General features: G+C 68.5%; 8 protein-coding genes. 4 read left to right on the top strand and 4 right to left on the bottom strand.

Annotation, left to right across the window (positions count from 1 at the left end):
- The first annotated feature begins 59 nt into the window (after positions 1-59).
- The gene (pal, locus tag ACR4XJ_RS14160) at positions 60-572 is read left to right on the top strand and encodes a peptidoglycan-associated lipoprotein Pal (protein ID WP_434755813.1); all 513 of its coding nucleotides are present in this window, start codon (positions 60-62) and stop codon (positions 570-572) included.
- Between the two features lie 211 nt (positions 573-783).
- On the opposite strand, the gene ACR4XJ_RS14165 is transcribed toward pal, so the two are convergent.
- The 3 genes from ACR4XJ_RS14165 to ACR4XJ_RS14175 form a co-directional block, all read right to left on the bottom strand.
- Complete coding sequence (locus ACR4XJ_RS14165) at positions 784-2,304, bottom strand: FAD-binding protein (RefSeq protein WP_434755814.1); 1,521 nt, start codon at positions 2,302-2,304, stop codon at positions 784-786.
- Between the two features lie 228 nt (positions 2,305-2,532).
- Complete coding sequence (locus ACR4XJ_RS14170) at positions 2,533-4,185, bottom strand: AMP-binding protein (RefSeq protein WP_434755815.1); 1,653 nt, start codon at positions 4,183-4,185, stop codon at positions 2,533-2,535.
- 13 nt (positions 4,186-4,198) lie between these two features.
- Entirely contained in the window at positions 4,199-4,765 is a 567-nt protein-coding gene (locus ACR4XJ_RS14175; protein WP_434755816.1) for a helix-turn-helix domain-containing protein, read from the bottom strand.
- A gap of 343 nt (positions 4,766-5,108) precedes the next feature.
- On the opposite strand from ACR4XJ_RS14175, the gene hypF reads away from it, so the two are divergent.
- The 3 genes from hypF (at position 5,109) to ACR4XJ_RS14190 (ending at position 12,579) form a co-directional block, all read left to right on the top strand.
- Complete coding sequence (hypF, locus tag ACR4XJ_RS14180; RefSeq protein WP_434755817.1) at positions 5,109-7,568, top strand: carbamoyltransferase HypF; 2,460 nt, start codon at positions 5,109-5,111, stop codon at positions 7,566-7,568.
- A gap of 317 nt (positions 7,569-7,885) precedes the next feature.
- Positions 7,886-10,459 carry a LuxR C-terminal-related transcriptional regulator gene (locus ACR4XJ_RS14185; RefSeq protein ID WP_434755818.1) on the top strand — a complete coding sequence of 858 codons (2,574 nt, stop codon included), beginning with the start codon at positions 7,886-7,888 and terminating at the stop codon, positions 10,457-10,459.
- A gap of 95 nt (positions 10,460-10,554) precedes the next feature.
- Positions 10,555-12,579, top strand: coding sequence for an autotransporter outer membrane beta-barrel domain-containing protein (locus tag ACR4XJ_RS14190; protein ID WP_434755819.1), 2,025 nt, complete (start codon positions 10,555-10,557; stop codon positions 12,577-12,579).
- A 307-nt stretch (positions 12,580-12,886) separates the two neighbouring features.
- Here the strand turns inward: ACR4XJ_RS14190 and ACR4XJ_RS14195 are convergent, their stop codons facing one another.
- Positions 12,887-14,353: an ATP-binding protein gene (locus ACR4XJ_RS14195; RefSeq protein WP_434755820.1), complete on the bottom strand. Its 1,467-nt coding sequence runs from the start codon at positions 14,351-14,353 to the stop codon at positions 12,887-12,889.
- Positions 14,354-14,545: the final 192 nt, after the last annotated feature.

Below are 14,545 nucleotides of genomic sequence, written 5' to 3' on the forward strand. Positions count from 1 at the left end.
GAAAGGAACCGTTCTCTGCATAATTCTATTGGAGCGAAGAGCTGTCTAGGAGGAATCACATGAACACCGCAAAGCGCTTTGGGCTTGTCCTGACTCTGGCCCTGGTTCTCGCCACCGGCTTCGGCTGCGCCAAAAAGCAGGTCGCCGCCACCCCTGAAGGCACCAGCGCCCCCATGGCCACCGAGGACGACGCCGCCCGTCGTGCCCAGCTGGAAGCCCTTGCCCGGGCCCAGCAGATCATCACCGACGCCAAAGTCTACTTCGACTTCGACAAGTTCGACCTGAAGGCCGAATCCAAAGAAGTGCTGAAGCAGAAGGCCGACGTGCTGAAGAAGTTCCCCTCCATCCGCGTGCTGGTGGAAGGCCACTGCGACGAACGTGGCACCCAGGAATACAACCTGGCCCTCGGCGAACGTCGCGCCCGCGCCGCCTACGAGTACCTGGTGATGTCCGGCGTGAACGCCGGTCAGCTGGAAATGATCAGCTACGGCGAAGAACGCCCCGCCGTGGAAGGTCACAACGAAGCTGCCTGGTCCAAGAACCGCCGCGGCGAGTTCAAGATCATCAAGTAGGTTTCGTTTCCGCCTGATTTCGAGGCCGCTCCCGTTCGCGGGGGCGGCCTTCCTTTTTGGCGCGTGACGCGCCGCAGGAGGCGGATACCGGCGCGGACGCGCGGATGCGTGCGCAACCGCACGGCGGGCCGGGAAGCGTCCGTGAGCTCCATGCGGCCATGAAGGAAGCGGGGGAATGGGGGAATGCGCCCGAATGCGCCCGCGTGGGCCCCTACGCCACGGCGACGGGCGCGTCAGACGCACCGGGCGCATTGGGCGCACTGGATGCGCACTCGGCGCGCAGGCGGCGCAGGCGGTGTTCGGCCACGGTCAGGGCGGAGAGCACGCGGGCGCGGTCCAGCAGGTCCACGGCGGGCAACTGCATCAGGGCCTTCAGCCGTTCCACGAACAATTCCAGTTCCTGCCGCTGCCGTTCCGGGCCGGTGGCGCCGGCAAGCCCGGGCCGGGCCGTCTGCAACGCCTCGCCGGGGATGCCCGGCAGGCAGTGGCGCTGCATGGCCTCGCGCAGGCGCAGGGGATGGCGCGAGGACTGGCGCTCCGCCGCATCGGGCGCGGTGGGCGGCGGGGGCATCAGCACGGAATGGGCGTGCAGGGCCGCCGCGATGCCCGCCCGATGGCCGAAGACCTGGGCGGCCAGCACCATGGCCCCGCCGATGCGGTTGGCCCCGTGCATGCCGGTGGCGCATTCGCCGCAGGCGAACAGGCCCGGCGCGGAGGTGCGCCCGTCCCCGTCGATGAGCGCGCCGCCATTGCCCGCATGGGCCATGAGCGACAGCAGGCGCGGTTCCCGTTCGCCGTGGTAGCGCACCGGCACCACCCCGGCGGGAGTCATCCGGGCCAGCAGATGGGCGTCCAGCGCGGCGTCGGGCAGGCCCCAGCCCCACGGGGCATGGGTGGCGCGACCGGCCACATGGCCGCGCAGTTCGCGCGGCAGGGCGGCGGGCACGCCGTCCATCCCCGCCACCTCCAGTTCGTGAGCCCGTTCGGGCAGAAAGGCGAAGGGATGCCCGCCCTCGTACCACATGAACTGGAGGAACGAGGCGTTGCCGGTGCGGGCTCCGCAGTCGCGGGCCAGGCCCAGCCCCGCGCCGGTCTGTCCTGCATCGGTGCGGGCAAGTCCGGACACGTCGCTGGCGAACAGCGAGGCGGGCCCGCCCACGGCCAGCACCACGGACCGGGCGCGCACCGGCAGCACGGCGCCGGACGGTTCCAGACACAGCGCGCTGCCGGGGGGACCGCCCTCCACGCCCAGGGCCGCCAGGGTGAAACCCGGCAACACCTCGACACCGGCGGCCACGGCCACGCGCAGCAGGACCGCGTGTGCCGCCGCGCAGTCGGGGATGACGGCGGCCACGTCCATTTCGGGCAGGAAGCAGGCGGCACGGCGCAGCCGCGCGCCCCCCGGCCCGGTAGTCAGGGGCACGCCCCATTGTTCCAGTTCGCGCAGGCGCGCCTCGCCCTGCTCCAGCAGCAGGCTCACCAGCGCCGGGTCCGCCGTGCCGGGATGGGCGATGGCCAGGGCGCGCTCCAGGATGACGTCGCGCTCCCCGTCGTCGGCCGGGGCCAGCACGCCCAGCGAGCCCGCATGCCCCGCGAAGGACGACCCGCCCGGCCCCTCGTGCGGGGCCAGCACGATGACGCGCAGGCCGCGCCCCGAAAGGGCGGCGGCCACGGCGGCGCGCAGACCGGCAAACCCGGCCCCGGCAACGAGAACATCCGCTTCCAGCGACATGCGGTTTCCTTCACGCTCCGTGGCATTGCATGTATCCGCCGTGCCGGTGCGCGGGGTCCAGCCCCGGACACCGGCAGGCGCGCCCCCGGCGGGGCGGCGCTTCAACGCACCTTCACTCTGCGCGGAACCGCACCGGAAATCAAGCCGCACGCACAGCGCCCCCGGAGCGGCATGCTCCGGGGGCGCTGTCGTCAATCAGACGGACGAAAAGACCATTCGGGGCCAACGCTACTTCATGGCCTCGGGAAACAGCTCCGACGCCAGTTCGCGCAGCTTGAACTTCTGGATCTTGCCGCTGGCGGTCATGGGATAGGCGTCGATGAAGCTGATGTAGCGCGGCACCTTGTGCCAGGCGATGCGGCCACGGCAGTGGTCGCGCACGTCTTCGGGGGCCAGTTCCACGCCGGGCTTGGGGATGATGAACGCCCCCACCTCCTCGCCGTACTTGCGGCTGGCCACGCCCACCACCTGCACGTCCTGCACGCCGTCCATGCCGTACAGGAACTCCTCGATCTCGCGGGGGTAGATGTTCTCGCCGCCCCGGATGATCATGTCCTTGATGCGGCCGGTGATGACCACGTAGCCTTCCTCGTCCATGACGCCAAGGTCGCCGGAATGCAGCCAGCCCTCGGGATCGATGGTGGAGGCCGTGGCCTCGGGCATGTTGTAGTAGCCCTTCATCACGTTGTAGCCCCGGCAGACCACCTCGCCCTGGGCGCCGCGCGGGACTTCCTCGTTGGTTTCCGGGTCCACGATGCGCACCTCGATGCACGGCATGGCCCGGCCCACGGTCTGCACGCGGCGCTCGAACGGGTCGGTGACCAGGCTCTGGGTCATCACCGGCGAGCCTTCGGTAAGGCCGTAGCAGATGGTGATCTCGCGCATGTACATCTTTTCGATCACCCGGCGCATCAGCGGTTCCGGGCAGACCGAACCGGCCATGATGCCGGTGCGCAGCGAACTGAAGTCGAACCGGTCGAACAGCTTGTGCTCCAGCACGGCCAGGAACATGGTGGGCACGCCGTACAGGGCGGTGCACTTCTCCTGGTCCACGGAGGCCATGACGTGCATGGGGCTGAAGCTCTCCAGGATCACCAGCGCGGCTCCGTGGTTGATGGCGGCCAGCACCCCCAGCACGCAGCCGAAGCAGTGGAACAGCGGCACCGGCAGGCACACCCGGTCCTTTTCGGTGAAGTGCTGGTTCTTGCCGATCCAGTAGCCGTTGTTGCCGATGTTCACGTGGGTGAGCATGACCCCCTTGGGAAACCCGGTGGTGCCCGAGGTGTACTGCATGTTCACCACGTCGTGCGGGTCAAGGGCGCGCTGGCGCTCGGCGTATTCCTCGTCCGTGACCATGGCGGACATGCTGATGATCTCGGGCACGGAATACATGCCCCGGTGCTTTTCCGCGCCCAGGAACATGACCCGCTTGAGGTGCGGCAGCGAGGGGCAGCGAAGCTGGCCGCGCGGCTGCGTCTTCAGTTCCGGGATCATGTCGTAGATGGTCTGCACGTAGTCGTGGTCGCGGAACCCGTCGATGATGAACAGGTTTTCGCATTCCGACTGGGTGAGCAGATAGCGGATCTCGTGCTCGCGATAGTTGGTGTTCACCGTGAGCAGGATGGCACCCATCTTGGCCGTGGCGAACTGCAACGCCACCCAGTAGGGCACGTTGGTGGCCCACACGGCCACCTTTTCGCCGTGCCCCACGCCAAGGGCCATCAGCCCCTTGGCAAGGTCGTCCACCACCTGGGCGAACTGCCGGTAGGTCTGCCTGTAGTCGCGGTCCACGTAGATGACCGCGTCGTTGTCCGGATATCTGGCGACGGTCTCGTCCAGTATCTGGCCGAGGGTACGTTCGCGCACTGCGAATTCGTCCATGCCCCTTCCACTCCTAAGGGTAGTAGATCACGGCGTAGATCTCGGCCGGGGCGTCCCCTTCGGCCCCCACGTAGTGGGGCACGATGGAGTTGTAGTAGATGCTGTCGCCCGGTCCGAGCACATGCTCTTCCTTGCCGTACACGACGCGGATGGAGCCCTTGTTCACCAAGATGAACTCCTCGCCCTGGTGCGAGGACAGCTTGCGGTCCTCCACGGGCTCCGGACAGATCTCGATGAAGAACGGCTCCATGTTCCGGTCGCTCTTGCCCTTGCCCAGCGAGTGGAAGCGGAACGACGCGCACCTGTTGCGCGCCTTCTGCATGGTCAGGTCCGCCTCGCGTTCGCCCTGCCGGCTCACGATGGGGTCGCGGCTCACCGCGTCGTCCATGAAGGTGCCAAGGCGTACGTTCAGGGCGCGGGCCAGTTTCTGTAGCGGCCCGATGGACGGATACATGTTGTCGTCCTCGAGGGCGGCGATGAATTCCGTCTTGAGACCGGCCGCGTCCGCGAGTTCCTCGCGGGACAGGCTGCGGTCTTCCCTGTACTTGCGCACGCGCGCGCCAAGCTTGTCAGCGCCCATGGCTCCTCCTTGAAGCGGATTGGTTTGCATCGCTCCCGTCCGCGTCCGGCGGCGGAATGCGGCGGCGAAATGCGGCGGGAATCGTTTTATCTAGCCGACCGGCGCACGCTGTACAAGGGAAATACCCCGGACTGCGCGCGCGAACAGCGTTTCCGCGCGGATACCGGTCGCGCCACGGCCCCCCGGAGCCGTCCCGGCCACGTGACGCGAAGCGGCCAGACGCACCCGACGTGGCGCGACCGTTGCGGCACTTTATAAGAGCGCCGCCACCATGACAACCGGTACGGGGGGCCGCGCCGCCGCATGCCTTTTCACGTTCCGGGTCTTCCGCTATGGTCGCCGCATGCCAGACGATCTCGTGCGCCGCAAGTTCACCGTCTCCGGGCAGGTCCAGGGGGTGGGGTTCCGCCCCTTCGTGTACCGCATCGCCGCCGACCATGCGCTGACCGGCACGGTGAGCAACACCGCCGCCGGGGTGTTCATCGAAGTGCAGGGACTTGCGGCATCGGTTGACGGGTTCGGGCACGACCTGGCCCACAAGCTGCCGCCGCTGGCCCGGGTGGTCTCGTGCACGCGCGAGGACATCCCCGTGGCGCACGGCGAGGAGGGGTTCCGCATCGTCGCCAGCGGCGACGGCGGGGCCGGGCACGAGGTGCTTATCAGCGCCGACGTGGCCACCTGCGACGACTGCCTGGCCGACATGGACGACCCGGCCAACCGCCGCCACCTGTACCCCTTCACCAACTGCACCAACTGCGGGCCGCGCTACACCATCACCCGGTTCATCCCCTACGACCGCGACAAGACCTCCATGGCCTGCTTTCCGCTGTGCCCGGAGTGCGCGGCGGAGTACGAAAACCCGCTGGACCGGCGCTTTCACGCCCAGCCCAACGCCTGCCCGGCGTGCGGGCCGCGCGTGTGGTACGTGGACGGCGCGCCGCAGGGGGCGGCGCACGACACCGGCCCCCGCGCGGGCCGTCCCGAGGGCACTCCGGCCATCCGGGCGCTGGCCGCCGCCCTGGCCGCAGGGCGCATCGCCGCCGTGAAGGGGCTGGGCGGGTTCCACCTGTCCTGCGACGCCGCCAGCGACGCGGCCGTGGGCGAACTGCGCCGCCGCAAGCACCGCCCGCACAAGCCGCTGGCCATCATGGTGCCGGACCTGGGCACGGCCCGGCGCATCGTGCACGTTTCCCCGGCGGAGGAAGCCCTGCTGGCCGGGCGCGAGCGGCCCATCGTGCTGTGCCGCGCGCTGGCCTCCGCCCCCTCCGCAACCCCGCCCCCCATTTCTCCGCTCATCTCGCCCCTCGTTTCACCGGACACCCCCTTCGTGGGGGTGATGCTGCCCTACACGCCCCTGCACCACGTGCTGCTGCGCCTGTACGGCGCGCTGCTGCCCGAGGGGCGCGCGCCCGCGCTGGTGATGACCTCTGGCAACGCCGGGGGCGAGCCCATCTGCCTCGGCAACCGCGAGGCGTTGCGCCGCCTGCGGTCCATCGCCGACGTGTTCCTGCTGCACGACCGCGACATCCTGATCCGCACCGACGACTCGGTGACGCGGGTCAACCCGGTCACCGGCGCGCCGCAGTTCCTGCGCCGGGCGCGCGGCTTCACCCCCCGGCCGGTGTTCCTGGAGGGCGACGGCCCGTGCGTGCTGGCCATGGGGCCGGAACTCAAGAACACCCTGTGTGTCACGCGGGGGGACAAGGCGTTCGTCAGTCAGCACATCGGCGACATGCACAACCTGGAAACCCTGGGCTTCCACCGCGAAATCGCCGCGCACCTGCCGCGCATCCTGCAGGTGACCCCGCAGGCCGTGGTGCGCGACCTGCACCCCGACTACATGACCACGGCCGAGGCGGAGCAGAGCGGCCTGCCCGCGCTGACCCTGCAACACCACTTCGCGCACATCCACGCCGTGCTGGCGGAGAACCGCCACGACGGCCCGGCCCTGGGGCTGGCCCTGGACGGCACGGGCCATGGCGACGACGGCACGGTGTGGGGCGGCGAACTGCTGTACGTGGACAACGTGGCGCTGGACCACCGGCGGCTGGGGCGGCTGGCCCGCATCCCCCTGCCGGGGGGCGAGGCCGCCATCCGCGAGCCGTGGCGCATCGCGCAGGGGCTGCTGTGGCATCTGGGCCTGCGCGAGCCCGCGCGGGATGGCGCGCGTCCGTGGCCGTGGCTGCGCCGCCACGCCCAGGCCGCCGCCCTGCTGCCGCGCCTGCTGGAGCGCGGGGTGAACACCCCGCTCACCTCAAGCTGCGGGCGGCTGTTCGACGCCGTGGCCGCCCTGCTCGGCCTGTGCGACGCCATCACCTACGAGGGACAGGCGGCCATCCGGCTGGAACACGCGCAGGACGCCGTCTCCCCGCACGGGGGCAGCCACGCCGACTTCCTGGCCCACGCCTACCCCTGCCCCCTGCGCCCTGTACGTGACGGCGGCGAAACGCTGGTGCTCGACACCCATGCGCTGTTCCGCGCCGTGCACGACGACTGGGCGCGCGGCGTCCCCCCCGGCGAGGTGGCGCTGCGCTTCCACGCCGGGCTGGTGGCGGGCCTTGCCGACATGGTCGCCGCCGTGGCCCCCGCCGCAGCCGGGGTCATGGGCGAAGTCATGGGCGTACCCGTGGTGGCCCTGTCCGGCGGGGTGATGCAGAACCTGACCCTGTCCGTGCACCTGCCCCAGGCCCTTGCCGCGCGCGGGCTTACCGTGCTGACCCACGCGGAACTGCCCCCCGGCGACGGGTGCATCTCGCTGGGGCAGGCCGCCTGGGCGCGCCGGGCGCTGGCCGCGCGGGGATAGCCCCCGCCGCGCCGCGTCCCCGCCGCGTCCCTGATGCGCCGCGTCTCAGATTCACCGTGCCCTGCCGCAACGTCTGCCACAAGAATCCGAAAGCGCCACTCTCATTCCGCAACGCCACTGTACGTCCCGTTGACATGCGGCATCCGAGAAAGCATCCGGAAATATAACCCGGTTTACTTTCGCGCTGCATCCGTGCTATGTGGATAAATTCCGGAAGTTTTCCATCCTGAATCGCCCTTCGCGCGCTTCCGCACACTCCCGATGCATCCGGCAACGCCTCATCCACCGCCGGTACCTCCACTTCACCAAGGACAGTCATGGCGCGCCAGAGACCAGCCGACACTCCCTATTTTTCCCCCCGGCTGAAGAACAGGCTGCGCGAAGCCCTGACCATGCGCAGCGTGCTCATCGAGGCGCCTTCCGGCTACGGCAAGACCACGGCCGTGCAGAACTACATCCATCCGCACCTGCCCCGGGACACCGCATGGGTGCGGCACGTCGGCGCGGAGGAATCGCCGCAGGCCGCATGGCGGCGCTTTTGCCAGGCCGTGCGGAAGATCGACGAGCCCACGGGCAGGACACTGCTCGGCCTCGGCCTGCCGGACGAGGACAACGCCGGGGACGTGGCCGCCCTGCTGCGCGAAATGGACAGCGCGCAGCCCGCATGGCTGGTGCTGGACGACTTCCAGCACATCGCCCCCCTTGCGCCCATGGCCGTCTGGAAGGCCCTGCTGGAGCACGATTCGTCCACGGTGCGGGTGGCCGTGGTCACCCGCGCGCTGGAACCCTGCATCATGCCGTACGAAAAATCCGGGTACCTGCGGCTGGACGTGGCCGACCTGCGCCTGACCGACGGCGAGACGCGGGAATACGCCGCCCATGCCGGCATCACGCTGGCGGAAGAAGAGGCGGCGGAACTGCACCGCCGCGCCGAAGGCTGGATGATCGCCCTGGCCCTGCACCTGCGGCGCTGGCGCGAAACGGGCGGCTTCGCCGCCGCGTCCGGGCTGGAAGGGCTGCTGCGGGACGTCATCTGGAACGGCCTGGAAGATGCCGGGCGCGACTTCCTGCTGCGCCTTTCCCCCTTCGAATGCTTTTCGCACCGGCAGGCCACGTTCCTGCTGGACAGGGACCACCTGCCCCGCAAGACCATGGCGGCCCTGCAACGCAACGCCCTGCTGCGGTTCGACGCGGCCCAGGGGCTGTACTACCCGCACAGCACCCTGCTGGAATTCACCCGCAAGGCTTTTGCCCAACTGCCCGACGCCCGGCAGCGCGAAGCGCTGTACGCGGCGGGCGGCTGGTGCGCCGCCGAAGGCGACTGGGAAGCGGCCATTTCGTTCTATTACCGCCTGCGCGACTTCGAGCGGATACTCTCGCTCGACCTTTCCGGCATGGAAGGCAACCGCCTGCTGGACATGCCGGGCATGGCCTACACCACGGCGCTCACGGACATCGCCGCCAACTGCACGCGCGAGATGAAGCTGCGCCACCCCGTGTCCGCCATCCAGCTGGCCTTCGAACTGCTGTCCCAGGGCTGCTACGAGGAATTCGGCGCGCTGTTCGCCGAGATGGGCGAACTGGTGGAAACCGCGCCCATGCCCCCGGACCGGCGGGACTACCTGCGCGGCGAACTGCTGCTGGTGGAGGCGTTCAGCCGCTACAACGACATCGCGGAAATGGGGCGGCGCATGCAGCGCGCCTCGGAACTGACCGGCGGCATGACTGCGCTGGTGGCCCTGGACAATTCCTGGACCTTCGGCAACGCGTCGGTCCTGTTCATGTACCACAGCGAAACGGGCAGGCTGGACGGCGAATGCGCCGACATGAAGACGTATTGCCCCTACTACTTCGCCATGACGCAGGGGCACGGCAGCGGCGCGCCGGAACTCATGGCGGCGGAATGCCTGCTGTACCGGGGCGACGCGGCCATGGCGCAGGTGCACGCCTGCAAGGCCCGGCACGAGGCCGCGTTGCGCGGGCAGGCCAGCATCCTGATCGGGGCGGAATTCGTGCTGGGGCGGGCGGCCATGCTGCGGGGGGACACGGACGCCCTGGTGGACGCCATGGACGCCATGACCGGCATCGCGGATGCGCACCCCCAAAAGACCAACCGCATGGCGGCGGACATGGCCCGCTCGTACCTGATGGGCCTGCTGGACCGCCCGCAGGACATGGCGGAATGGCTGCGCGAGGGCACGCCCGGCGCGTTCGCGAAGCGCCTGTTCACCCCGGCCGTGCCATTCGCCGACCTGTGCCGGGCACGCTACCTGCTGCTGACGGACAAGCCGGAAATCCTGCTGGGCGAGCACGACGCGGCCATGGGCCTTGCCGCCGCCCTGCGCTACCCGCTGGCCCTGCTGCATGGCCACGTCCACAACGCCGCCGCATGGATGCTGCGGGGCGAACGCACCATGGCCGCCAACGCCCTGCAACAGGCGCTGGACATGGCCCTGCCCGACGGGCTGCTGCTGCCCCTTGCCGAAAACCACGCGTGCATCGCGCCGCTGCTGGAAGACCTGGCCCCGTCCATGGCATCCGGGGCGTCCATGGCTTCCGGGGCGTCCATGGCATCCGGGGCGTCCGGCTTCGCAGCCTCGGTCCGGGCTCTCGGGCAACGGATGGAGGAAGGGCGCAAGGCCATCGCCGACAGGCTGTATTCCCCCCGAGGGGTCTTCGGCCTGTCCCGGCGCGAATACGAAACCGCCAGCCTCGCGGCGCAGGGGCTTTCCAACACGGAAATCGCCGGACAGCTGTTCCTCAGCCCCAACACAGTGAAAACCCACCTCAAGACCGCCTACCGCAAGACGGGCGCCACCTCCCGCACGGCCCTGCGCCAGATGCTGCGCCAGACGTTGCCCCGGATGCTGCCCCGGACGCCGCAACAGTGAATATCACCCGTTTCGGGTGATGCCCAAAAGCAACATGGCCTTGTATACGGCACTCTTCCTTATCCCTGCCACACTTGCCGTTCTGCGAGGAAACCATGACGCGATACTGCCGCGCTTTATTCCGCTGCCTCTTGCTCTGTTGCCTTCTGGCCCTGCCTGCCGCGCCGGTGCACGCGGCGCCCCTCACCGTCACAGGCGGCGACGGCGCTGCCGGTACAGGCGGCGGCGTGGGCTCCGACGGTGCGGACAACACGCCAGCCCCCAACAGTGCGACCACCTTCGACTCCATTACCATCTCCGGCGGCCAGGGCGGAAACGGAGACTCCGGCTCCGGCAACCGCGGCGGCAAGGGCGGGAGCGCCAGCCAGACATTGGACGCAGCGACCGTCACCACCAACTCCATCACCGTCCGGGGCGGCAATGGCGGCGACACCGGCGGCTTCGGCGGCATGGCAGGAGACGAGGGCGGCGACGCCTGGCTGACCTTCAGCGCGGGAACCACTGTCACCGCCGACTCCGTGTATGTCTACACCGGTCGGGATGGCGCAAACGGTTCCTGGAGCGGGGTGCCCCATCTGTGGATAGCTGGAACTCTCATAGCCTCTTCCGTCACCGCCGAAAGCCCGGACGGGGGCGACTATTTTATTAACATCAATACTCTTGACGTCACCACGCTGGACACCAGTCTGACCGCGATAGGGGGCCTGCCGGGCGGCAATTTCATGACAAACACCGCCATCCTCGGCAACGGGCATGAGCTGTTTCTGAACGCCGCCGACGGGGGGATATCTATTGGCACCCTGAATGTCGCGGCCGGAGACAGCGGCTTCTTGCGCGTCGCCAACGGCAGCGTCGCCAACAGGGCTTATGTCAACACGCTGAATGTTTCCAACGCCAACCTGACCCTTGTACTGCCTGCCGGGCTGGCGAGCGGCGACACCTTTCTTACCGTGGGTACCGCCAATCTGGCCGGGACGAACCTGAGTATCGACAACAGGCTGGCGCGCCTCGGCCTGAACGATACGGTGGTGCTGCTCGATGCGCTCGTCAGCATCAACGGCACGCCGGTTTCCTTGGTTGTGACCACGGACACGGGTGAAATCTTCACCCTGACCCTGACCCAAACACAGCTGACCGCCATGCTCAGCGCCCTCTCGCCCACCGGCACGGAGTATGAACGCCTCAAGGCGTATGCCGAGGGCCGTGCCGCCACCCTGGCTTTCGTCAACCAGGGCACGGACCTCATCCTGAACCAGGGCATGGGCTCGGCCCTCTTCGCCACCAGGGGACCCGGCTTTCACCTTGGCAGCTTCGCCGCCGGTTCCGGCGGCTGGAGCCGATACAACACCGGCTCGCATGTGGATGTGGACGGTTTTTCCATGCTGACCGGCCTGGCCATCGGCAACGGCCTGCCACTGGGCCGCGTCACCTTGGGTGCGTTCTTTGAAGGTGGCCTGGGCAATTACAATTCCCACAACAGCTTTTCCAATTACGCTTCGGTCAAGGGTGACGGCGATACCAGCTACTACGGCGGCGGCCTTCTGGGGCGCTTCGACGTGACCGGCGGCGTGCTTTCCGGTGCGTATGTCGATGCTTCCGCCCGACTGGGCCGCGCCGAAACGGAGTTCTCTTCCGGCGATATCCGCTACAACGGCAACCGGGCGGACTTTGATGCCGCGTCCATGTACTGGGGCACGCACGCGGGCCTGGGGTACCAGTGGAGCTTCACGGAACAGGCCATGCTGGACCTTTCCGCCAAGCTGCTCTGGACCCGCCAGGACGGCGACAACGTGGACGTGCATGACGACAAGGTGCGCCTTGACGATGCCGACTCCCTGCGCACCCGCCTGGGCGGCCGCTTCAGCTATGCGGTGAACGAGTACATCGCCCCCTACGCGGGCGCGTACTGGGAACGGGAGTTCGACGGAAAGCAGCGCAGCAGCGTGAACGGCGTGGACATCGATTCCCCAAGCCTCGAAGGCGACACGGGCGTGGGCGAACTGGGCCTGACCGTGACGCCTCTGAAGGATTCCGATTTCTCCTTCGACCTTGGCGTACAGGGCTATACCGGCGTACGCGAAGGGGTGACCGGCAGCTTGCAGTTGAAGTTCGAATTCTAGACCGGCGGCCTTGCCCTGCACGGGGTAGCCCCTTGCCATCCCGTGCAGGGCCGCCATGGCGGCGGGAGTTTTCCGAAAGACCTCCCTTCCGTTCCCGCCCCCTGCCCACCGGTGCAGGGGGCGGAAACCACGGTCCGCCCGGGCACGGCCTTTCGCGGTCCTGCCGCCGGAGACACGAGCAAGCCGGGCGACGCGTATCGCGCCGCCCGGCTTACTGTTTCGTCCCGCCGCCCCACGGCGGGGGCGGGCCACTCGTCAACAATACTCTGGAATTCCGGCCAGTGCCCTTCTTCCCCCTGCTTCGCCCCTACCCCACATCCGCCGTCACCAGCTTGGCGAAAATACGCTCCGCAGCCTGGCTGGACAGGGTGAACGCCAGCATGCCCGCGGGCAGGTACGAGAATTCGGTCTTGCCCTGCACGCCCACGGTGAAGGTGGTGCGGGTGGTCACGTACGCCTTGCGCACGTTGTGCCGCCGGGCGAACTCGAACAGGGGCCGCAGGGGCGTGGACCCGCTGCCGTTGCCGCCCGTCCTGCCCCGCGCGCCCGTGGCGATGCCCTCGTCGCTCCAGCGGATGTCGAAGGCCAGCACCGGCTTGCCGTGCACCGGGTGCAGGCCCACCAGCGCCACCTCGCCGCCGTCCCAGCGGGCGTAGCAGGTGTTGCTGGACAGCGCCGGGCTGCACAGCAGTTGCCCCACCACGGCGGTTTCCAGCAGCGGTTGCAGGGCCGGGTCGTCCGGCCCGGTGATGGGCGCGAACAGCGCCGTGCGCATGGAGGGGTTGGCCAGGTACACCTTGAAGCTGCGGTCGCGCCGGAAGCGGCGGCCCGCGTCGTCGATGCGCCGCAGCCGCACCACAAGGAAGGCGGCTTCCAGATAATCGAGGTAGCGCTTCAGGGTGTTCACCGCGATGCCCGATTCGCCGCGCAGGTCTTCCAGAGTCACTTCGCGCCCGCTGTTCAGGGCCAGCACGGCCAGCAGGCGGTTCAGCTCCTGCACGTCCGAGATGCCGTACAGGCCGGGCAGGTCGCTGCACAGCACCCGGTCGATGATCTCGCTGCGCAGAAAGCGCGTCATGTCCGCGCGCACCCGTTCGGACACCACGGCCTCGGGGTACCCCCCGAAATTCATGTACCGCACCAGCAGTTCGTTCAGTTCGTCCATGCGTTCGGGCGTGAACAGCTGCTTCATGTCGCGGCGCTGCCCGCCGGACAGGCGCAGGAATTCGGCGAAGGACAGCGGCGGCAGCATGTACACCGCGAAGCGCCCGGCCGCCTCGGCGTCGCCCATGCGGCGCAGGGCGGGCGCGGCGGAACCGCACGCCGTGCAGCGCAGCGCGGGCCAGCGCGCGGCCAGCGCGTCCAGGCCGTGTTCCCAGTCGGCCATGTACTGGATTTCGTCGAAGATGACCCACCCCGGCCGGGCGGGGTCCAGGCCCGCCATCTCGGCGGCCAGTTCCACGAAGTCGGCCAGACCCATGCCGGTGTAGGCCGGGGCGTCCAGGGTGGCGAACAGGATCTGGCGGCGCTCGGCCCCCTGCTTCAGCAGGTTGTCCACCATCTGGTGCAGCAGCACGGTCTTGCCCACCCGGCGCGGCCCCATGAGCACCACGGCCCGGTGCAGGGCACAGTCGGCGGCAAGTTCGAAGAACGGCGCGAAGTGGTCGCGCTGCGGCAGATCCGCCGCGAAGGGGCGGGCAATCTCGTCGGCCCACCACGGGTTGTCCGCGGCAAGGCGTCCCATGACATCGGCGCGTGGCAGTGCGTGCGGCATGGCGGTCCTCCTTTCTTGGAGCTTGCACAACGCTACACACCAATTGCGACGATGTGTCAATTACAATCAATTGATTGATCTTACAGTTAACGTGTGCGGGTTGATGCTATGAAAATACACTGTTCGCACGCACAAACTGTATATAACATAGCACCATACAACATTCTATTCATGAACCATCATAGCGTCATT

This window comes from Nitratidesulfovibrio sp. D1 (genome assembly GCF_051133415.1).
GTDB lineage: Bacteria > Desulfobacterota > Desulfovibrionia > Desulfovibrionales > Desulfovibrionaceae > Cupidesulfovibrio.

What these genes read in the sequence shown, in the direction of transcription:
- pal (WP_434755813.1), top strand. Translation starts at nt 60, where the DNA reads ATGAACACCGCAAAGCGCTTTGGGCTTGTCCTGACTCTGGCCCTGGTT.
- ACR4XJ_RS14165 (WP_434755814.1), bottom strand. Translation starts at nt 2,304, where the DNA reads ATGTCGCTGGAAGCGGATGTTCTCGTTGCCGGGGCCGGGTTTGCCGGT.
- ACR4XJ_RS14170 (WP_434755815.1), bottom strand. Translation starts at nt 4,185, where the DNA reads ATGGACGAATTCGCAGTGCGCGAACGTACCCTCGGCCAGATACTGGAC.
- ACR4XJ_RS14175 (WP_434755816.1), bottom strand. Translation starts at nt 4,765, where the DNA reads ATGGGCGCTGACAAGCTTGGCGCGCGCGTGCGCAAGTACAGGGAAGAC.
- hypF (WP_434755817.1), top strand. Translation starts at nt 5,109, where the DNA reads ATGCCAGACGATCTCGTGCGCCGCAAGTTCACCGTCTCCGGGCAGGTC.
- ACR4XJ_RS14185 (WP_434755818.1), top strand. Translation starts at nt 7,886, where the DNA reads ATGGCGCGCCAGAGACCAGCCGACACTCCCTATTTTTCCCCCCGGCTG.
- ACR4XJ_RS14190 (WP_434755819.1), top strand. Translation starts at nt 10,555, where the DNA reads ATGACGCGATACTGCCGCGCTTTATTCCGCTGCCTCTTGCTCTGTTGC.
- ACR4XJ_RS14195 (WP_434755820.1), bottom strand. Translation starts at nt 14,353, where the DNA reads ATGCCGCACGCACTGCCACGCGCCGATGTCATGGGACGCCTTGCCGCG.